Annotated in this window: 16 protein-coding genes and 1 pseudogene; 5 read left to right on the top strand and 12 right to left on the bottom strand. The window is 72.7% G+C overall.

Annotated elements, in window-relative coordinates:
- Nucleotides 1-29 precede the first annotated feature (29 nt).
- On the bottom strand, nt 30-1,718 hold the full coding sequence (locus ACFWPQ_RS48500) for a CTP synthase (RefSeq protein WP_384050693.1): 1,689 nt from the start codon (nt 1,716-1,718) through the stop codon (nt 30-32).
- A 523-nt stretch (nt 1,719-2,241) separates the two neighbouring features.
- Here ACFWPQ_RS48500 and ACFWPQ_RS48495 point away from each other — a divergent pair.
- The 3 genes from ACFWPQ_RS48495 (at nt 2,242) to ACFWPQ_RS48485 (ending at nt 7,340) form a co-directional block, all read left to right on the top strand.
- Nucleotides 2,242-4,044, top strand: coding sequence for a glycoside hydrolase family 15 protein (locus ACFWPQ_RS48495; RefSeq protein ID WP_384050753.1), 1,803 nt, complete (start codon nt 2,242-2,244; stop codon nt 4,042-4,044).
- Between the two features lie 125 nt (nt 4,045-4,169).
- Nucleotides 4,170-5,522: an FAD-binding oxidoreductase gene (locus ACFWPQ_RS48490; protein ID WP_384050690.1), complete on the top strand. Its 1,353-nt coding sequence runs from the start codon at nt 4,170-4,172 to the stop codon at nt 5,520-5,522.
- 165 nt (nt 5,523-5,687) lie between these two features.
- On the top strand, nt 5,688-7,340 hold the full coding sequence (locus ACFWPQ_RS48485; protein WP_384050687.1) for a PucR family transcriptional regulator: 1,653 nt from the start codon (nt 5,688-5,690) through the stop codon (nt 7,338-7,340).
- A 36-nt stretch (nt 7,341-7,376) separates the two neighbouring features.
- On the opposite strand, the gene ACFWPQ_RS48480 is transcribed toward ACFWPQ_RS48485, so the two are convergent.
- From ACFWPQ_RS48480 to ACFWPQ_RS48460, 5 genes are all read right to left on the bottom strand, one after another.
- Nucleotides 7,377-8,513 (bottom strand): glycosyltransferase family 4 protein, encoded by a 1,137-nt coding sequence (locus ACFWPQ_RS48480; protein ID WP_384050684.1) that lies wholly within the window; start codon nt 8,511-8,513, stop codon nt 7,377-7,379.
- Nucleotides 8,514-8,932: 419 nt separating this feature from the next.
- Nucleotides 8,933-10,660 (bottom strand): DNA repair protein RecN, encoded by a 1,728-nt coding sequence (recN, locus tag ACFWPQ_RS48475; protein WP_384050750.1) that lies wholly within the window; start codon nt 10,658-10,660, stop codon nt 8,933-8,935.
- Between the two features lie 205 nt (nt 10,661-10,865).
- On the bottom strand, nt 10,866-11,771 hold the full coding sequence (locus tag ACFWPQ_RS48470; protein WP_123978216.1) for an NAD kinase: 906 nt from the start codon (nt 11,769-11,771) through the stop codon (nt 10,866-10,868).
- On the bottom strand, nt 11,768-12,583 hold the full coding sequence (locus ACFWPQ_RS48465) for a TlyA family RNA methyltransferase (protein ID WP_384050680.1): 816 nt from the start codon (nt 12,581-12,583) through the stop codon (nt 11,768-11,770). Before ACFWPQ_RS48465 ends, ACFWPQ_RS48470 begins: the two co-directional genes overlap by 4 nt.
- Nucleotides 12,584-12,590: 7 nt before the next feature.
- On the bottom strand, nt 12,591-12,941 hold the full coding sequence (locus ACFWPQ_RS48460) for a hypothetical protein (protein ID WP_384050677.1): 351 nt from the start codon (nt 12,939-12,941) through the stop codon (nt 12,591-12,593).
- A 42-nt stretch (nt 12,942-12,983) separates the two neighbouring features.
- Here ACFWPQ_RS48460 and ACFWPQ_RS48455 point away from each other — a divergent pair, with 42 nt between their 5' ends.
- The gene (locus ACFWPQ_RS48455) at nt 12,984-13,331 is read left to right on the top strand and encodes a sterol-binding protein (RefSeq protein ID WP_384050674.1); all 348 of its coding nucleotides are present in this window, start codon (nt 12,984-12,986) and stop codon (nt 13,329-13,331) included.
- Here the strand turns inward: ACFWPQ_RS48455 and ACFWPQ_RS48450 are convergent.
- From ACFWPQ_RS48450 to ACFWPQ_RS48435, 4 genes are all read right to left on the bottom strand, one after another.
- A complete protein-coding gene (locus ACFWPQ_RS48450; protein ID WP_384050671.1) occupies nt 13,315-14,163 on the bottom strand; it encodes an ABC transporter ATP-binding protein in 849 nt (282 codons plus the stop codon). The two genes, ACFWPQ_RS48455 and ACFWPQ_RS48450, sit on opposite strands and share 17 nt — an antisense overlap.
- Nucleotides 14,160-15,233: a FecCD family ABC transporter permease gene (locus tag ACFWPQ_RS48445; RefSeq protein WP_384050668.1), complete on the bottom strand. Its 1,074-nt coding sequence runs from the start codon at nt 15,231-15,233 to the stop codon at nt 14,160-14,162. The genes ACFWPQ_RS48450 and ACFWPQ_RS48445 overlap by 4 nt, the downstream gene beginning before the upstream one ends.
- 8 nt (nt 15,234-15,241) lie before the next feature.
- The gene (locus tag ACFWPQ_RS48440) at nt 15,242-16,285 is read right to left on the bottom strand and encodes a FecCD family ABC transporter permease (protein ID WP_384050665.1); all 1,044 of its coding nucleotides are present in this window, start codon (nt 16,283-16,285) and stop codon (nt 15,242-15,244) included.
- 63 nt (nt 16,286-16,348) lie between these two features.
- On the bottom strand, nt 16,349-17,377 hold the full coding sequence (locus ACFWPQ_RS48435) for an HAD-IIA family hydrolase (protein ID WP_384050662.1): 1,029 nt from the start codon (nt 17,375-17,377) through the stop codon (nt 16,349-16,351).
- A gap of 84 nt (nt 17,378-17,461) precedes the next feature.
- Between ACFWPQ_RS48435 and ACFWPQ_RS48430 the strand changes: the two genes are divergently transcribed.
- Entirely contained in the window at nt 17,462-18,745 is a 1,284-nt protein-coding gene (locus tag ACFWPQ_RS48430; RefSeq protein ID WP_384050659.1) for a DUF1015 domain-containing protein, read from the top strand.
- A gap of 75 nt (nt 18,746-18,820) precedes the next feature.
- Here the strand turns inward: ACFWPQ_RS48430 and ACFWPQ_RS48425 are convergent, their stop codons facing one another.
- Nucleotides 18,821-19,714, bottom strand: coding sequence for a tetratricopeptide repeat protein (locus tag ACFWPQ_RS48425; protein ID WP_384050747.1), 894 nt, complete (start codon nt 19,712-19,714; stop codon nt 18,821-18,823).
- A pseudogene (locus ACFWPQ_RS48420) lies at nt 19,597-20,121 on the bottom strand (hypothetical protein); the annotation flags it as partial. The pseudogene ACFWPQ_RS48420 and the gene ACFWPQ_RS48425, both read right to left, overlap by 118 nt.

Raw genomic sequence — 20,121 nt, 5'->3', positions numbered from 1 at the left:
TGCACCCCGGCCACCGTACAACCGGTGTGTTACTTCGAATTCTCCTGCTCGACGGCGCCCTGCTGACGGGCGACCGCGGCCTTCACCAGGCCCGCGAAGAGCGGGTGCGGGCGGGTCGGACGGGAGCGCAGCTCCGGGTGGGCCTGGGTGGCGACCAGGTAGGGGTGGACGTCGCGCGGGTACTCGACGTACTCGACGAGCTTGCCGTCCGGGGAGGTGCCGGAGAACTGGATGCCGGCCTTCTTCTCCAGCTCCGCGCGGTAGGCGTTGTTCACCTCGTAGCGGTGGCGGTGCCGCTCCTCGACGTACTCCTTGCCGTCGTAGACCTCGCGCACGATGGAGCCCTCGGCCAGCTTGGCCGGGTACATGCCGAGGCGCATGGTGCCGCCCATGTCGCCCTCGCCGGCCACGATGTCCAGCTGCTCGGCCATGGTGGAGATGACCGGGTGGCCGGTGGCGGAGTCGAACTCGGTGGAGTTGGCGTCCGGGATGTCGGCCAGGTTGCGCGCGGCCTCGATCACGATGCACTGCAGGCCCAGGCAGAGGCCGAGCAGCGGGATCCGGTTCTCGCGGGCGAAGCGGATGGCGCCGACCTTGCCGAGCACACCGCGGTCGCCGAAGCCGCCCGGGATGCAGATGCCGTCGACGTCGGCGAGCTGGGCGGCGGCGCCGGCCGGGGTCTTGCAGTCGTCGGACGTCACCCACTTGATCTTCACGCGGGCCTTGTTGGCGAAGCCGCCGGCGCGCAGCGCCTCGGTGACCGAGAGGTAGGCGTCGGGCAGGTCGATGTACTTGCCGACCAGCGCGAGGGTGATCTCGTGGTCGGGGTTGTGGACGCGGTCGAGCAGGTCGTCCCAGGTCCGCCAGTCCACGTCGCGGAACGGCAGGTCCAGCTTGCGGACGACGTAGGCGTCCAGGCCCTCGCCGTGCACGGTCTTCGGGATGTCGTAGATCGAGCGGGCGTCCGGGCAGGCCACGACCGCGGCCTCGTCGACGTCGCACATCAGCGAGATCTTGCGCTTGATGGCGGTCGGCACCTCGCGGTCGCAGCGCAGCACGATCGCGTCAGGCTGGATACCGATGTTCCGCAGGGCGGCCACGGAGTGCTGGGTGGGCTTGGTCTTCAGCTCGCCGGAAGGGCCGATGTAGGGCAGGAGCGAAATATGGACCACGAAGACGTTGTCCCGGCCGACCTCGTGCCGGACCTGGCGGACGGTCTCCAGGAACGGCAGCGACTCGATGTCACCGACCGTGCCGCCGACCTCGGTGATGACCACGTCGACCTCGTCGGTCGCCATGCGCCGGATGCGGTGCTTGATCTCGTTGGTGATGTGCGGGATGACCTGGACCGTGTCGCCCAGGTACTCGCCACGCCGCTCCTTGGCGATCACCGTCGAGTAGACCTGACCCGTGGTGACGTTGGCGGAGCCGTCCAGGTCGCGGTCGAGGAAACGCTCGTAGTGGCCGATGTCCAGGTCGGTCTCGGCGCCGTCGTTGGTGACGAACACCTCACCGTGCTGGAAGGGGTTCATCGTGCCGGGGTCGACGTTCAGGTACGGGTCGAGCTTCTGCATCACGACCCGCAGGCCCCGGGCCTTGAGCAGCATGCCCAGGCTGGAGGCCGTCAGGCCCTTGCCGAGCGAGGAGGCGACACCCCCGGTGACGAAGATGTGCTTGGTCGTCGTGGCTGCGCTGTTTTTGAAAGCATGCGGCGGCATGGCCAAGAGGGGGCTCCCGTGGTCGCGGTCTGTCGTGCGGTACGGCTGCCGTCCTGGAGTTTCCGGGGTGGTGCCGTCGCTGCGGTTCGGGGGTTTCGTGCCCACCGGTCCACGGGCTACCAGGGTATCAGCGCCGCGGAGAGATGGCTTCCGGCCACGCTCCGTACACACGTCGGCACGGACGTGGGGCCTGCCTTACCCGCATTTCACCCAGGGCTCACCCGTTCGGCCCACACGGGTTGCCCGGAGCGGCACGCAGATCATCTACGTGCGTCGTATCCTGCTCGGACACTCGCTGCCGAGCCCGGCCGGAAAAGACGGCACACCCCCGCCCGTCACCCCGGAACAACGAGAGCTTGGCAGTTCGTTGAGCTATGACTGTCGTTTTGCCTCAGGGCGCGGCGGGCTGCTTTGCTTCACCGCTTGACGACTTAATGACGCACAACAACAACCCCCCTTGACCGCACTAGCGACAGCCCCCTTCTGCCTGGGGGGTGACGTGGCCGTTCGACTGGAGTTGCACGTGGCCGGGCGCATCGAAGACTACGCACTCATCGGAGACATGCAGACCGCTGCGCTGGTCTGCCGGGACGGCACAGTGGACTGGCTGTGCCTGCCCCGCTTCGACTCGCATGCCATCTTCGCCGGTCTGCTCGGCACCGAGGAACACGGCTTCTGGCGCCTCGGCCCGGCCCACGCGGCCGACTCCCCGCCCCCGACCGCGGCCCGCCGCACCTACCGGGGCGACTCGCTGATCCTGGAGTCGGAGTGGGACACCCCGCGCGGCACGGTCCGGGTGACCGATTTCATGCCCCCGCGTGACGGCGCGCCCCAGCTGATCCGCATCGTCGAGGGCGTCACCGGCCGGGTGCCGATGCGCTCGGTGCTGCGGATGCGGTTCTCCTACGGCCGGGTGGTCCCCTGGGTGCACAAGCACGACGGCCGTACGGTCGCCGTCGCGGGCCCCGACTCTGTGTGGTTCGACACCTCGGCGGAGACCTACGGCAAGTCGCTGACCACCTACGCCGACTTCACCGTCGCCCCCGGCGACCGGATCGCCTTCACCATCTCGTGGCAGCCCTCGCACAAGGAGCCGCCGCCGCTGCCGGAGCCGGAGCAGTCCCTTGAGGCGACCGAGGACTTCTGGCGGGAGTGGGTCGAGCACTGCACGTACCACGGCCCGTACCGCGAGGCCGTGGTCCGCTCGCTGATCACGCTGAAGGCCCTGACGTACGCCCCCACCGGCGGCATCGTCGCCGCGCCGACGACCTCCCTCCCGGAGGACATCGGCGGCGTCCGCAACTGGGACTACCGCTACACCTGGCTGCGCGACGCGGCGATCACCCTGTCCTCCCTCCTGCGCACCGGCTACCGCGAGGAGGCCCGCGCCTGGCGCGAGTGGCTGCTGCGGGCGGTCGCCGGCGACCCCGAGAACCTGCAGATCATGTACGGCATCGCGGGCGAGCGCGAGCTGGGCGAGGCCGAGCTGGACTGGCTGCCGGGCTACGAGAACTCGGCGCCGGTCCGGGTCGGCAACGGCGCGGCGCACCAGCTCCAGCTGGACGTCTACGGCGAGGTCACCGAGGCCCTGCACCTGGCCCACATGACCGGCCTCGCGCGCAACGACTACGCGTCCCTCCTCCAGCTGAAGCTGATCCGCTACCTGGAGGACCACTGGGACGAGCCGGACGAGGGCATCTGGGAGGTGCGCGGGCCGCGCCGGCACTTCGTGCACTCCAAGGTGATGGCCTGGGTCGCGGTGGACCGCACCATCAAGCTGATCGAGTCCGGGGACGCGGACGGCCCGCTGGAGCGCTGGAAGGAGCTGCGCGACGACATCCACCGGGACGTCTGCGAGCGGGGCTACGACAAGGAGCGCAACACCTTCACCCAGTCGTACGGCTCCCAGGAGCTGGACGCCTCGCTGCTGCTGATCCCCCAGATGGGCTTCCTGCCGCCGGACGACAAGCGGGTCATCGGCACCATCGAGGCGATCCAGCGCGAGCTGTCCACGTCCGACGGCTTCATCCTGCGCTACCCGACCTCGGGCGGCGACGAGGGCGTGGACGGCCTCCCCGGCGACGAGGGCGCGTTCCTGGCGTGCTCGTTCTGGATGGCCGACGACCTCGCGATGATCGGGCGCGTCGACGAGGCCCGCAAGCTGTTCGAGAAGCTTCTCGCACTGCGGAACGACCTCGGGCTGCTGGCGGAGGAGTGGGATCCGCGGCTGAAGCGGCAGGTGGGGAACTTCCCGCAGGCGTTCAGTCATGTGCCGCTGATCGACACGGCGCTGCGGCTTACGGCTTCGGGGGCGTACGGGGGCTAGCAGGGGTTCTCGGTCGGCTGCGGGTGCGTGGGGGCTGGTCGCGCAGTTCCCCGCGCCCCTGAAGGGGCGCGCTGCCACCTAGGCTGGTAGCGAACAAATCCCCCCTTTTCGGAAAGGGGGCGGTCATGGCTCCTCTTTTCAAGGCGCGCACGGCCCTCGCCGTGCTCCGCGAGGATCTGAGCGGGGACGTGTTCGCCCCGGGGGACCCGGGGTACGACGCGGCCCGGGCCGTCTTCAACGGCAGGATCGACCGGTATCCGGCCGTGATCGCCCAGTGTGCGGGCGACGCCGACGTGGTCCGTGCCGTGCGGTTCGGGCGGGAGCTGGACCTGCACATCGCGGTGCGCGGCGGCGGCCACTCCGTGGCGGGCTCGGCGGTCGCCGACGCCGCGCTGGTGGTGGATCTGCGCCGGATGGACGAGGTGACCGTCGATCCGGTGGCGGAGGCCGTCCGGGTGCAGGGCGGGGTGACCATGAGCCGTCTGGACCGGGCGACCCGGGCCTACGGTCTCGCCGCCACCGGTGGGCGGGCGCCCGGCATCGGGGTCGGCGGGTTCGTGCTCGGTGGCGGGTCGGGGTGGCTGGACCGGGTCTTCGGGGCGGCCGTCGACAACCTGATCGGCGTCGAACTGGTCACGGCCGACGGTGAGCGGGTGCACGCCAACGCGGACGAGAACCCGGAGCTGTTCTGGGCCCTGCACGGCGGTGGTGGGAACTTCGGTGTCGCCACCGCGCTCACCCTCGCCCTGCACGAGCTGCCGGTGTTCTCGGTCGCCCTGCTGCGGTACCCGCCGTCGTCCGGCCCGGACGTCGTCCACGCCTTCCGCGAGGTGATCCGCACCGGTCCCGACGAGGTGGGCGGGGCGGTGGTGTACCTGGCAGCCGACGGCGAGCCGGTGTGCGCCGCCCTCGTCACCTACGCAGGCGGCGAGGAAGGGCTGCGCAAGGTCGCCGGACCGCTGCTCGCGCTGCCGCACGAGGCGGAGGTCGCCGGCCCGATGCCGTACGGCGAGCTGCAGTGCCTGCTCGACGTTCCGTCCGGGCTGCGGAACCACTGGTCGGCCGAGTGCCTGGCCGACCTGCCCGACGAGGCGGTGGACGCCTGGTGCGGCTGCGTGGAGGGTATGCCGGTGCCGAGCGGCTCGCAGCATGTGCTGTTCCCGCTGGGCGGCGCGACCGCCTCACGGCCGACGGGGTACCCGGTGGCGTACCGGGACGCGGGCTGGGTGGTGCACCCTCTCGGGATCTGGGCCGACCCGGCCGACGACGAGCGGGCGACCGCCTGGGTGCGGGACGTCCGTGCCCGGGTCCGGCCGTGGTCCACCGGCGTCGGTCCCCTGACCCTCATCGGTGATGAGGGCCCGGAGCGGGTGCGGGCCGGACTGGGCGTGGGGAAGGCGCTGCGGCTCGGCAAGGTGAAGCGGCATTGGGACCCCGACAACGTCTTCCGCTTCAACCACAACATCAGACCGCTCTGAGCAGCGCCCCGAAGGGGCGCGGGGCTGTATCGACATGCGGCTCCGCCGCATGGGCGCGACCGGCCACGACGGCGCCGCACCCGACGGACGGCACACCGCAGCCCTGCCAACGGAACGCCCACCGGAATGTGCCGTGAACGCGTTCCCCCGGGTAGCGTCCGCTCCATGAACAGCGGTACGGGCAGCGGATTCGACACGCAGGGCGCCGGGATCACCGTGCAGCGGGCGCTGGAGCTGCCCGGGCTGCGCAGCGGGCTCCCGGAGATCCTGGCGGGCGCCGACCGGCTGGGCCGCACCGTGCGCTGGGTGCACGCCGGCGAGGTGCCGAACATCGCCTCGCTGCTGAAGGGCGGCGAGCTGCTGCTCACCACCGGCTACGGCCTGGGCACCCGGCCGACCGAGCAGCGGGCGTTCGTCCGCACCCTCGCCGAGCGGGGCATCGCCGCCCTGGTCGTGGAGCTGGGCGCCCGGTTCTCCCGGCTGCCCGCCACCCTCGTCGACACCGCCCGCGCGACCGGGCTGCCCCTGGTCGCGCTGCACCGCGAGGTGCCGTTCGTGACGGTGACGGAGGAGATCCACACCGAGATCGTCAACCACCACTACGCCCTCCTCCAGCGTGCCGAGGAGGTGCACCGCCGCTGCACCGAGGCCCTGCTGGGCGGCGGCGGGGTGCCCCAGGTGCTCACCATCCTGGCCGACTTCAGCGGGAACCCGGTCTTCCTGGAGACCACCGACGGTCAGCTGCTGTACACGGCCGGATCGGGGCCCGAGGGGGCCGACCCGCTCCAGGTGTGGGAGGGGCTGCGCGGCCAGCACAAGGACGCGCCGCCGCCGACCGGGGTGGTCCTGGTGGACGTGCCGGGCGGCGGTCCGGGGACCGGATCGGTGCGCGCCCGCCTGGTCCTGCTCCCGGTACGCGGCCCCCTCGCCCCCGTCCATCGCATCGCCGCCGAGCGGGCCGCGGGCATCCTGGCCGTCGTGCTGATGCAGGCCCGTCAGGAGGAGGAGCTGGCGGCGCGCGGGCGCGGCGACTTCCTGACCGATCTCGCGGAGGGCCGGATCACCGCGGAGGACGCCCCGGCGCAGGCCCGCGTCCTCGGCTTCAAGCCCGGCGGCGGCCCGCTGCTGCCGGTGGTCATGCGGGTCGGCGACTCCCTGTCCCCGGACTCCCCGGGCAGGGGCTGGGCGGTGCTGGCCCGCGCGGTCGGCGAGGAGCTGGCGGCCGTGGGCGTGCCCGTCCTGCTGGGCGTACGACCGGTCGAGGGCCGCGTGCCGCTGCTCCTGGGCCTGCGCTCGGAGGCGGAGCGGACGACGGTCGCGGACCGGGTCGCGGCGGCGCTGCGGGCGGGGGTGGAGCGCGCCGGGATGCAGCGCCCCGGGGCCGCTCCCCCGGTCGTGGTGGTCGGCGTGGCCGGCGGCTGGGCGGCCGCGTCGGCGGGCCTGCGGCACGCGGCCGAGACGGCGACGGCGGCCCAGTGCCTCTCCGACCGGCCCTGGTACGACGCCCGCCGCCTCGACATCGACCTCCTCCTGTGGCGGCTGCGCGACCACCCCGACCTCGCGGCCTTCGTCGACCGCGCGATCGGCCCGCTCCGCGACCACGACAACCGCTCCAAACCGCCGCTGCTGCCCACCCTGGAGACCTACCTGGCACACGCCGGCCGCAAGGCGGAGACGGCCCGCGAACTCCACCTCAACCGGCAGACCCTCTACAACCGCCTCGCCCGCATCGGGGAGTTGCTGGGCACGGACCTCGACGACCCGCAGGCGGTCCTGGCGTTGAGCCTGGCCCTGCGGGCACGCCGGCACGTCCCCTAGGGAATCGCGACGTCACGGCCTCCGGGCCTCACGGCCTCACGGCAGCGGCCGGGGCTGCGTCAACTCGTCGTACACGCTGAGCACTTGGGCCACGGTCTCGTCCTCCGTGGGCCAGCTCGCCGCCTGCCGGGCACCCCGCTCACGCAGCTCCGCGCAGCGCCCGGGGTCGTCGAGGAGGCGTACGACGGTGGCGGCGAGGGCCGGTGCGTCGCCGTACGCGACCAGCTCGGCCGCGTCCCCGACGAGGTCGGGGATGCCGCCGACGGCGGTCGCGACGAGCGGCACGCGCGCGTGCAGGGCCTCCTGGGCGAGGACCGAACGGGACTCCCAACTGCTCGACAGCAGCGCCAGGTCGGCGGCGGCGAGCAGCTCGGCGACGTCGTCACGGCGCCCGATCAGCCGTACGGGCAGCTCCTCGTCCTCGATCCGCCGCTGCAACGCCGCACGCAGCGGACCCTCCCCGGCGATGACGAGGAGCGGCACCGGGTCGAGCCGGCACCAGGCGCGCGCCGCGTCCAGCAGGACGTCATAGCCGCGATGCCGGTCGAGGGAGCCGACGGCGATGAGCAACGGCCGCCCCATGGCGCCGAGTTCGGCCCGGACCTTGGGGCGCAGCCGCTCCGCCTCGTCCTCGTCCACGGACCGCCGCAGGCCGGGCAGCGCCACGGCGGCGAGCCGGGCGTCCCGGGCACCGGTACGGCGGGCCCGGTCCACCAGGTCGGAGGTGGTCCCGAGCACCACGGCGGCCGTCCGCACCACCCGGCGCTCCAGCATCCGCAGCAGATGCGCCCGGGCGCCCTCGGCATGCGCCCGGTTGTGCCAGGTGACGATCAGCGGGGTGCTGCGGCCGCTCAGCGCCAGCACCGCGCGGAAGGAGGCGTGCAGGCCGTGGGCGTGCACCAGGTCGGCGTCCGTGCAGGCGGCGCGGAGCGCCGCGACCGAGCCCGGGTCGCTGCTGCGCGGCACGTGCACGTGGTCGGCGCCGACGTCCGAGAAGCCGTAGGCGCGATCCGCCTCGGCGGGGGCGCACACCGTGACCCGCACGCCCCGCTCGACCAGGCCGGCGGTCAGCGACCGCACGTGCGCGCTGCTGGCGGCGTTGCCGCCGCCCAGCACCTGCACGGTGCGCAGTGGCGACTGACCGTGCGGTGCGGTGCTGCTCACGGGGCTCACGCGGCCGGGGCTCCTGGTTCGACGTGGGGCGGTCACGAGGGAACGTACAGAAGGTATCGGGGCCGAGGGGGTCACCGCGCGCCTCCCCCGGACGCCGCGTCTCCCTCAAGGATGCCAGCACACAAGGGTGTTCCGGGTACTCCGAGAAGGCACATACCGAGGCGGGCCGGGGCAATGCGCCGGAGCGTGTCACCCGGGAGGGTGACGAAAACGCCACCGAGGAGGACCGCAATGGGCGCCACCAGCCACGATGCGCTCCCGTGCCGGGACATCGCCGAGGGGGTTGACTCGACACCGTCGGTGACCTTTCACCGACGCCGGCCTTCGACCTGCAGCAGCCGTTCACCGCCGGCGGGAACGGCGGCCGGAGCGGCACGACGGACGACGCCCCGCCCCTCCGGCCATCCGTCAGCGGACCGTCAGCGATCCGCCCGTGCCGTCTCCAGCAGTTCCTCCGCGTGCGCCCGTGCCGTCTCCGAGTCCTCCTGACCGGCCAGCATGCGGGACAGCTCCCGGACCCGTTCCTCGCCCTCCAGGACCTTCACGCCGGACCGGGTGACCGTGCCGTCGTTGGTCTTCTCGACCAGCAACTGCCGGTCGGCGAAGGCGGCGACCTGGGGAAGGTGGGTGACGACGACGACCTGCGCGGACCTGGCGAGCTTGGCCAGGCGCCGCCCGATCTCCACCGCCGCCTTGCCGCCCACGCCCGCGTCGACCTCGTCGAAGAGGTACGTCGGGACCGGGTCGGTGCCCGCGAAGACGACCTCCACCGCGAGCATCACGCGCGACAGCTCACCGCCGGACGCGCCCTTGGCGATGGGGCGGGGCGGGGCACCGGGGTGCGGGGCCAGGAGCAGCTCGACCTCGTCGGCGCCCGACGGGCCGTAGGCCACCGCCCGTCCGCCGACCTCCACGCCCTCCGGGTCCTCGGTCTGCCGGATGGCGAAGGACACGCGCGCGTGCGGCATCGCGAGGGAGCCCAGCTCGGCGGTGACGGCGGCCGCGAACCGGTCGGCCGCTTCCGTGCGCGCATCGGTCAGCGCCTGTGCGAGCCCGCCCAGTTCCGCGCGGAGGGCATCCCGCTCGGCGGTCAGTTCGTCGATCCGCTCGTCGTCGCCGTCGAGTTCGGTGAGCCGGGCCGCGCCCTGTTCCGCCCAGGCCAGCACCGCGTCGATGCCGTCGCCGTACTGGCCGTACTTGCGGGTGAGCGCGGTGAGTGCGGCACGCCGCTCCTCCACGGCCGCGAGCCGCAGCGGATCGGCGTCCAGGTCGTCGGCGTACCCGGCGAGTTCCCCCGCCACGTCGCCCAGCAGGATCCCGACCTCGCCGATCCGGTCGGCGAGCGCGGCCAGCGCCGGATCGTGCGAGCGAACGGCCTCCAGGGCCCGGTGGGCGCCCGCCACGAGGGTGGCCGCGTCGATGCCCTCGGGGTCCTCGGGGTTGCCCGCGAGCGCGGAGTGCGCGGCGGTCGCGGCGGACGACAGCGCCTCGGCGTGCCCGAGCCGCTCGGCCTCCTCGGCCAGCTCCACGTCCTCGCCGGCCCTCGGCTCCACGCCCGCGATCTCGTCCAGCCCGTAGCGCAGCATGTCGGCTTCCTGGGCCCGCTCACGCGCGCGCGTGACGATCTCCTCCAGCTCGGCCGCCACGGCCCGCAGCCGCCGGTAGGCCTCGCCGTACTTGGCAAGGGGTACGGCGACCCCGTCACCGGCGTACCGGTCGAGGGCCTGCCGCTGCCGGTTCAGCTTCAGCAGCCCCTGCTGGTCGGTCTGCCCGTGCACGGCCACCAGGTCGTCGGCGAGCTCGGCGAGCAGCCCCACGGGCACGCTCCGCCCGCCCAGGTGCGCCCGTGAGCGCCCCTCGGCGGAAACGGTACGGCTGATCAGCAGCGCCCCGTCGTCCAGTTCGGCGCCGGCCTCCTCGGCCCGTACCGCAGCCGAGGCTCCGGCGGGCACGGTGACCCGCCCCTCGACGACCGCCTTCTCGGACCCGATCCGCACGAGCGCGGGATCGGCCCGCCCACCCAGGAGCAGCCCCAGGCTGGTGACCACCATGGTCTTGCCCGCACCGGTCTCACCGGTGACGGCGGTGAACCCCGGCGACAACTCGACGACGGCGTCGTCGATGACCCCGAGTGACCGTATCCGCATTTCTTCCAGCACGGGGAAGACCTTACGAGGTCGAGCCGACGAAGTGCGAGGCCCCCTGTCACCCGGGCGGGTGGAGAACCTCAGGGGGCGCGGGGCCGCGTCGACACGTCGGTGACTGTCCCGACCCTGAGGGGCGCGGGGAACTGCGCGACCAGCCACAGCTCACCCGCGCCCGCCGACGCACCGAAACCACCCCCACAGACCGCTAGTGCGGCGCCCCCCGCCACCCGGACACCGGCAACGCGAACTTCGCGACCAACCGGTCCGTGAACGACGCATGATGCAGCCGGGCCAGCCGCACCGGCACCGCCCCTCGCCGCACCTCGACACGCGCCCCCGGCGGCAGCTCCACCGTCCGCCGCCCGTCGCACCACAGCACCCCCGGCTGGATGTGCGGCAGCACCTCCACCGCGAGCACCGAGTCCGGCGAGGTCACCAACGGCTTCGCGAACAGCGCGTGCGCGGAGATCGGCACCATCAGCAGCGCCTCCACCTCCGGCCACACCACCGGCCCGCCCGCCGAGAACGCGTACGCCGTCGACCCGGTAGGCGTCGACAGGACGATCCCGTCGCACCCGAACCCGGTCACCGGCCGCCCGTCGATCTCCAGGACCACTTCCAGCAGCTTCTCGGCGCCCGCCTTCTGCACGGCCGCCTCGTTCAGCGCCCAGTCGGTGTGCACGATGTCCCCGTTGCGGTGCACGACGACGTCGACGGTCATCCGCTCCTCGACCTCGTACGCCTTGCTCACCACCCGGTCCACGACCTTGTCCAGGTCGTCCCGCTCGGCCTCCGCGAGGAACCCGACGCTGCCGAGGTTGACGCCGAGCATCGGCACCCCGGAGGCGCGGGCGAACTCGGCGCCGCGCAACAGCGTCCCGTCACCGCCGAGGACGATCAGCAGCTCGCAGCCGTCGAGGCTGTGCGGCGAGGCCTCCTCGACGAGTTCGACCTCGTCGGGCAGCGGCAGGTCCGCGGCCTCGAAATCCAGCACCCGGACGCCGACTCCCGCCGCCAGCAACCCCTTCACCACGAGCTCGGCGCTGCGGATCGCCGCGGGCCGCCCGGTGTGGGCGAGGAGGAAAACAGTACGAGCTCGGTTCTGTGTCAACGCGGCCCCTCCGCCACTGCACGGTCAACGTCGGCCGGATTCAACTGGGGTGCGCCGGCCCGCAGCCACAGAAAGTACTCGACGTTGCCGGACGGCCCGGGCAGCGGACTGGCGGTGACACCCTTCACCCCGAGCCCCAGCTCCCACGCCTTCTCGGCAACCCCCCGCACAGCCTCCGCCCGCAGCTGCGGACTCCGTACGACTCCCCCGCTGCCCAGCCTCTCCTTGCCCACCTCGAACTGCGGCTTGACCATCATCACCAGGTCGGCGTCCGGCTTCACGCACCGCGCCAGGGCCGGCAGCACCAGCCCGAGCGGGATGAAGGACAGATCACCCACGACAAGATCCACAGGCTCCCCATCGATCGCTTCAAGCGTCAACTCGCGTACGTTCGTACGGTCCTTGACGGTGACGCGTTCATCGCTCTGCAGAGACCACGCGAGTTGGCCGTATCCGACGTCGACGGCGACGACCTGCGCGGCTCCCGCGCGCAGCAGCACATCGGTGAAGCCGCCGGTCGACGCACCGGCGTCCAGCGCCCGCCGTCCCTCGACCGGCAGGCCCTCCGGGACGAACACCGCCAGCGCGCCGGCGAGCTTGTGACCGCCCCGCGACACGTACTCGGGATCGCTGTCGTCGGCCTGCACGACGATGGCGGCGGCGGTCTCCACCTGGGTCGCCGGCTTGGTCGCGACGGCCTTGCCGACGGTGACCCGCCCGGCGGCGATCAGCTGGCTGGCGTGCTCGCGCGAGCGCGCCAGCTTCCGGCGGACCAGCTCCGCGTCCAGACGGCGACGTGCGACTCCTGCCACGGTGGGTTCAGCTCCTGCTCTGGTGGTACGACGGTGCGGGCGCCCGGTTGCCGTACAGCGGGGCGGGCGCCGGGGGGCCAGAAGGCCCCGGAGGTCCCGGGCGGGCGTCGAGCTCGGTCAGCGCGTCGCGCAGCCCCCGGTGTACATCCTCGTACACCTCCAGATGCCCGTCCGTGGCGAGGTGGTCGGCGTCGGCCAGCCGGTCGAGCTGTGCGTCGACCTCGGCGTTGCCGGTGGGGGTGCGAGGGACGTTCAGCGGGGCGGGCGCGGCGGGGTCGTACTCGGGTTCGACGGCGGCCGCTTCCCCGGCTTCCGTCACCGGGGCCGCCACCAGGCCTTCGGGCGCAGAGTCGGTCATGCCCCGACGCTACCTCGAACCGCTGGGGTACCGTCGATCGCGATGGCCACGATCGAGGAGTGCCGCGCCGCACTCGACAAGCTCTCGCACAACATGGGTGGCGCCGAGGGCGACGTCCGGGCGGCCGCCGCCATGGACCGCTCGGTCAGTTGCCACATCACCGACCTGGACGTCACCTTCGCCGGCCGGCTCACCGGCGGCCGGATCGAGGTCGAGGAGACGTTCCCCGGGCCGCCGCGGGAGAAGGCGCAGATCAGACTCGCCATGGCTGGCGACGACCTGGTGGACCTGGTCGAGGGCGAGCTGAACTTCGCCGGGGCCTGGGGGTCGGGCCGGGTGCGGCTGGAGGCGAACCTGCTGGACCTGTTCCGGCTCAGGAAGTTGTTGTGACCCTGGCCTTCCGGGCCGCCGGCACCACCAGCGGGGTCCCCGTCTCCGGGTCGTCGATGATCTGGCAGCGCAGCCCGAAGACCTCTTCCACCAGTTCGGCGGTGACGATGTCGTTCGGGGCGCCCTCGGCGACGACCCGGCCGCCCTTGAGCGCGATCAGGTGGGTGGCGTAGCGGGCCGCGTGGTTGAGGTCGTGCAGCACGGCGACCAGGGTGCGGCCCTGCTCCTCGTGGAGTTCGGCGCACAGGTCGAGGACGTCGATCTGGTGCTGGATGTCCAGGTAGGTGGTCGGCTCGTCGAGGAGCAGCAGCGGGGTCTGCTGGGCGAGGGCCATGGCGATCCAGACGCGCTGCCGCTGGCCGCCGGAGAGTTCGTCGACGTACCGGTCGGCGAGTTCGTCGACGCCGGTCTGCTCCATCGACTCCTGGACGACCCGCTCGTCGTCGGCGGACCACTGGCGCAGGATGCCCTGGTGCGGGTAGCGGCCGCGGCCGACGAGGTCGCCGACGGTGATGCCGTCGGGCGCGATGGACGACTGCGGGAGCAGGCCCAGCGTGCGGGCGACCTTCTTCGCCGGCATCGACTGGATGACCTGGCCGTCGAGCAGCACGCGGCCCTGGCTGGGCCTGAGCATCCGGGACAGGGCGCGCAGCAGCGTCGACTTGCCGCAGGCGTTGGGGCCGACGATCACCGTGAAGGAGTTGTCGGGGATCTCCACCGACAGCTGCTCGGCGATGACGCGCCGGTCATAGGCGAGGGTGACGTTCTCGGCGGACAGGCGGTTCACGGTGCTCCTAGGGTTGTTCGTCTCGCCGGTGGGGATCGCGCTCATATCCGGCCCGCCTTCCGCTCGGTGACGAGCAGCCACAGCAGGTAGACCCCGCCGAGGACGCCGGTGACCACGCCGACGGGCAGCTGGTCGGCGCCGAAGGCACGCTGCGAGGCCAAGTCGGCGGTGACCAGGAGGGTGGCGCCCATGCAGAGGGACGGCACCAGGTTGGGGCCGGACGAGCGGGTGAGGCGGCGGGCGAGCTGGGGGGCGGTGAGGGCCACGAAGCTGACCGGGCCCGCGGCGGCGGTGGCGGCCGCGGTCAGCAGGACGGCGGCCACCATCAGCAGCAGCCGCACCCGCTCCACGCGCACGCCCAGGGCGTTCGACACGTCGTCGCCCATCTCCATCATCCTGAGGCCCCGCGCGTTGGCGAGGACCAGCGGGACGACGACCGCACACAGCGCGAGCAGCGGCCAGACCTGGCTCCAGTCACGGCCGTCGAGGGAGCCGGTCATCCAGACGACCGCGCGGGTCGCGTCGACCAGGTCGGCCTTGGTGAGCAGATAGCCGTTGACCGCGGTGACGACCGCGGAGACGCCGATGCCGACCAGGACCAGCCGGTAGCCGTGCACGCCCTGCTTCCAGGCGAGGAGGTAGATGGCGAGGCCGGTCACCAGGCCGCCGACCAGCGCGCCGACGGTGACCTGGGCGGCGGTCCCGGACAGCAGCACGATGACGACGAGCGCGCCGGAGGTGGCGCCCTGGGAGAGGCCGAGGACGTCCGGGCTGCCCAGCGGGTTGCGGGAGATCGCCTGGAACAGCGCGCCGCCGAGCCCGAGGGAGGCGCCGACCAGCAGACCGACCAGGACCCGCGGCAACCGCAGGTCGTTGACGATGAAGTCCTGCCCGGCGGTACCGTTCCCGGCCAGGGTCTTCAGCACGTCGCCGAAGGAGATCGGGAAGTCCCCGGTACCGATCAGCACGACACTCGCGGCGGCCGCGGCCAGCAGCAGCGCGCCGACGACCACCAGCGCCCGCACGTCGGCCCGCAGGGAGATCCCGCCGGGGGCGCGCAGAGTACGCGTGGTCTTCGCAGGGGTCTTTGCGGCGGTCTTCTCAGCGGTTTTCACAACGGTCCTCACAGCTGAGCGGTCCTCCGCCGTCGTACGAGAAGAACGAAGACCGGCCCGCCGATGATCGCGGTGACGATGCCGACCTGGAGCTCCGCGGGGCGGGCCACGACCCGGCCGACGACATCGGCGCCGAGCAGCAGCACGGGCGACAGGACCGTCGCGTACGGCAGGATCCAGCGCAGGTCGGGGCCGGTGAACGAGCGCACGACGTGCGGGACCATCAGGCCGACGAAGGCGATCGGGCCGCAGGCTGCGGTGGCCGCGCCGCACAGCACGGTGGCGGCGAGCATGGCCAGGGCCCGGGTGCGGCCCAGGTTCGCGCCGAGGGCGCGGGCGGTGTCGTCGCCCATCGCCACCGCGTTCAGCGGCCGGGCGAGGCCCAGGGCGAGCAGGGTGCCGGCCACGAGGAACGGCAGTACCTGCAGGATCGTCGAGTCGGAGGCCGAGGCCAGCGAACCCACCGTCCAGAAACGCAACTTGTTGAGCGCCGCGTCGTCCGTGATCATCACGGCCTGGACGTAGCCGTAGAGCGCGGCGCTGATCGCCGTACCGGCCAGCGCGAGCCGCACCGGGGTGGCGCCCCGGCTGCCGCCCAGGAACCACACCAGCGCGCCCACCGCGGCAGCCCCGAGGAACGCGAACCACACGTAGCCGTTCAGGGTGCTGACGCCGAAGTAGGTGATGGCGGTGACCACCGCGGCCGACGCGCCCGCGTTGATGCCGAGCAGGCCGGGGTCGGCGAGCGGGTTGCGGGTGAGCGCCTGGAGCACCGCCCCGGACAGGCCGAGGGCGGCGCCGGCCAGCAGGCCGAGGACGGTCCGCGACAGCCGCGCGTCGACGACGACGTCGCCGTACGTCCCCCTGTCGTGGAACAGGCCGTGCCAGACCTGGTCCAACGGCAGCTCTTTCGCCCCGATCGCGATGCTCGCCAAGGCGACGAGCAACAGGATCACGAGGGAGACGAGGAGCCCGAGGGCCCGCATCGCCCGACGGGTCGGGGGCGCGGGGGCGGTCTCCGCGCGCTGTTCGGGAGGACTGTCGACCAACACGAGGTTAGGTTAGCCTACCCTCGCATATGGCCTCGATGCCGCGCCCTCGTCGGATGCGGGCTCTCAGAGCCCCAGCCGCGCCAGTGCCTTGCCTCCGTCCAGCTCGCAGGAGCCCTCCCCGGCCGCCGTCCAGGCCGCCGCACACAGCGCCCGCAGCCCGTCGAGCACCTCGCCGTCCCCCTCCAGCTCCAGCCGGTCGGCACCGGCCGTCGCCGTCCAGCCACCGCACCGGAAGCCGTCGCCGTCCGCCGTGACCTCCGGCTGCCCGGTGAGCAGTCCGCGCAGATCGGCGTCGACATAGGTCGGCCGGTGCTGCGGCGGCGCGGCGAGCAGCTGACGCCCGTCGGTGACACCGGTCAGCACGAGCAGCGAGTCCACCCCGCCGTTGAACGCCCCCTCGATGTCGGTGTCCAGCCGGTCCCCGACCACCAACGGCCGCTCCGCACCGGTCCGCAGGATCGTCTCCCGGTGCATCGGCGGCAGCGGCTTACCCGCCACCTGCGGCTCCGCGCCCGTCGCGATCCGGACCACCTCCACCGCCGCGCCGTTGCCCGGGGCGATCCCGCGCCCGCTCGGGATCGTCAGATCGGTGTTGGACGCGAACCACGGCACCCCGCGCGCGACGGCGTACGACGCCTCGGCGAACCGCCCCCACGGCAGATCGGGACCGCCGAATCCCTGCACCACGGCCGCCGGATCGTCATCGGCGGAGTCGACCGGCTCGAGGCCCCGCTCCCGCAGCGCGACCCGCAGCCCCTCGCCGCCGATCACCAGCACCCGCGCCCCCGCCGGCACCTGCTCGCTGATCAGCCGCGCAACCGCCTGCGCCGAGGTGATGACGTCGTCGGCCCCCGTCGGGATCCCCAGCTCGGTGAGATGCTCGGCCACCGCGTCCGGTGTCCGCAGCGCGTTGTTGGTGACGTACGCCAGACGCATGCCGCCCGCGCGGGCGACCTCCAGCGACTCCACGGCGTGCACGATCGCGCTGCCGCCCGCGTACACCACCCCGTCCAGATCGAGCAGCGCCGTGTCGTACGCCGTGCTCAGGGCCTGTCCACTGCCCTCGGGACCAGTCCTGACGCCCTGGCTCATCCCCATCGCTCCTCGCCACTCCACGTTGACCCGCCTTTCACCGTCGATCATCCCGCACGCCACTGACACACGTACGATGCCGGGATGAACACTGCAGGTCACTCGGAAGCAACGGAGCCCCGAGGCCTGGAACTCAACCCGTTCCGAGGCCTTCGCTACGACCCCGACCGGGTCGGCAGCCTCGCCGCCGTCACTTCCCCGCCGTACGACGTCGTCGTACGCCCCGACGGCGTACACCACCTCCAGTCCGCCGACCCGCACAACATCGTCCGCCTCATCCTTCCGCAGGCCGGTTCCCCCAGCGCCGGTACCGAACAGGCGGCCGACACCCTGCACCGCTGGCAGGCCGAGGGCATCCTCGCCACGGATCCCGAACCGGGCCTCTACGTCTACGAGCAGCACGACGGCAACGGCATGCTCCAGCGCGGAGTCATCGGCGCCCTGCGGGTCTCGGAGCCGTCCGAGGGCGTGGTACTGCCGCACGAGGAGGTCATGCCCCCGGTCGTCGCCGACCGCGCGGCCCTGATGCGCGCCACCTCCGCGAACCTCGAGCCCCTCCTGCTCACCTACCGGGGCAACGGCGCGGCCGCCGAGATCGTCGAGACCGTCGCCGCCCGCCCCCCGCTCCTCGCCACCACCACGGAGGACGGCTTCCACCACCGGCTGTGGTCGATCACCGACCCTGCCGAGGTGGCCCTCGTCCAGTCCGACCTGGCCCACCGCCAGGCCCTGATCGCCGACGGCCACCACCGCTGGGCCACCTACTTGCGTCTACGCGCGGAGCACACCTCGCCCAGCCCCTGGGACTACGGCCTGGTCCTCCTCGTCGACACCGCCCGCTACCCGCTGCGCGTCCGCGCCATCCACCGCCTGCTGCACGGCCTGCCGGTGGCGGAGGCCCTGGAGCACGTCAAGGGCCTGTTCCGGGTACGACGGCTGGACGTCCCGCTGCCGGCGGCCCAGGAGGCGCTGGCGGACGCGGCCTGCGCCGGCAACGCGTTCCTGCTGGCCGGCGACGGTGCGTTCCATCTCATCGACCGACCGGACCCGGACCTCCTGGCCCGTACGATCCCGGACGACCGCCCGGCCGCCTGGCGCACCCTGGACGCGACCGTCCTGCACGCCACGCTCCTCGACCACGTCTGGCGCATCCCCGAGGACTCGCCCGCGCACATCGCGTACATCCACGACACGGCGGCGACCGTCGCCAAGGCCGAACGCGGCGGCGGCACGGCCGTCCTCATGCACCCGGTCCGCGAGGAGGTCGTCCGCGACCTGGCCCGCCAGGGCGTGACCATGCCCCGCAAGTCGACGTCCTTCGGCCCGAAGCCGGCGTCCGGGCTGGTGCTGCGGGCACTCGACGTCTGACGACGAAAGGGCAGACCCCGGCCGGGGTCTGCCCTCTGTCAGTCACGCGGTCACGCGGTCACGCAGTCACCGAGCTCAGTCGCGCTCGGCCTCGTCTTCGCCTTCGTCGTCGTCCTCGTCTTCGGCCTCGTTGTCATCCTCGTCTTCGGCCTCGTCATCGTCCTCGGTCACGGACTCGGCCTCGGTCACGGACTCGTCATCGGTCACAGACTCGGCGTCGGCCTTGGAACCGGTCTCGACGGCGGCTTCGGTCTCCTGAGGCGTCTCGTCGGACTCCTCCTCGTCCAGAGCGTCGACGAACTCGACCCCGTCCAGCTCGGCCAGCCGGTCGGAAGCGTCCGTGCTGCCGTCCCGGTCGGCCTCGACGGCCTTGGCGAACCACTCCCGAGCCTCGTCGACACGCTCGGCGGCGAGCAGGGCGTCGGCGTAGGCGTACCGCAGCCGAGCGGTCCACGGCTGTACGGAGTTGGAGGCCAGCTCGGGGCTCTGCAGCGTCACGATCGCCGCGTCCAGCTGCCCCATGTCACGCCGGGCGCCGGCGGCGACGAGCCGCATCTCGACCTGGCCGGCCTTGTCGAGCTTGTGCACCTCGGGGGCGCCGGCCATGTCCAGCGCCTTCTCCGGACGCCCGAGCCCACGCTCGCAGTCGGCCATCACCGGCCACAGGTCGACGGTACCGGTCATGCGCCGCGCGGCCCGGAACTCGGCGAGCGCCTCGGAGTACTTCTGGTTCGCGTACGCGGCGAACCCGGCCGCCTCCCGGACGGCGGCGACACGGGACGCCAGCCGCAGGGCCACCCTGGAGTAGCCGTAGGCGCCCTCGGGGTCCTCGTCGATGAGCCGGGCGACCATCACCAGGTTCTTGGCGACGTCCTCCGCGAGCGTCTTGGGCAGGCTCTGAAGCTCCTGCCGTACGTCCTTGTCGATCTCGTCGCCGGTGACGTCCTCCGGGATCGGCAGCCGCTTGATCGGCTCACGGTCCCGGTCACGCTCCCGCTCGTCACGGAAACGGTCGCCGCCACGACGGTCGTCACGGCGGTCGTCGCGACCCCGGTAGCCGCCGCCCCGGTTGTCGTCCCGGCGACCGTACCCGCCGCCTCCGCGGCTGTCGTCACGCCGGGGACCACGGTCGTCACGGCGGTCGTCGCGACCCCGGTAGCCGCCGCGGTCACCACCACGGTCGTCGCGCTGGAACCCCGGACGAGAACCACGGCTGTCGTCGCGCCGACCGTAGCCGCCGCCACCACCACCGCGGCTGTCATCACGACGGAAACCACCACGGTCATCGCGATCGTCGCGCCGGAAAGCGGGACGATCCCCACGGTCATCACGACGATCGTCACGACGATCGTCGCGACGGAAAGCCGGGCGATCGC

Source organism: Streptomyces sp. NPDC058464 (assembly GCF_042721035.1).
GTDB lineage: Bacteria > Actinomycetota > Actinomycetes > Streptomycetales > Streptomycetaceae > Streptomyces.
Note: the sequence above shows the minus strand (reverse complement) of the source record. Positions and strands in the feature narration are given on the sequence as shown.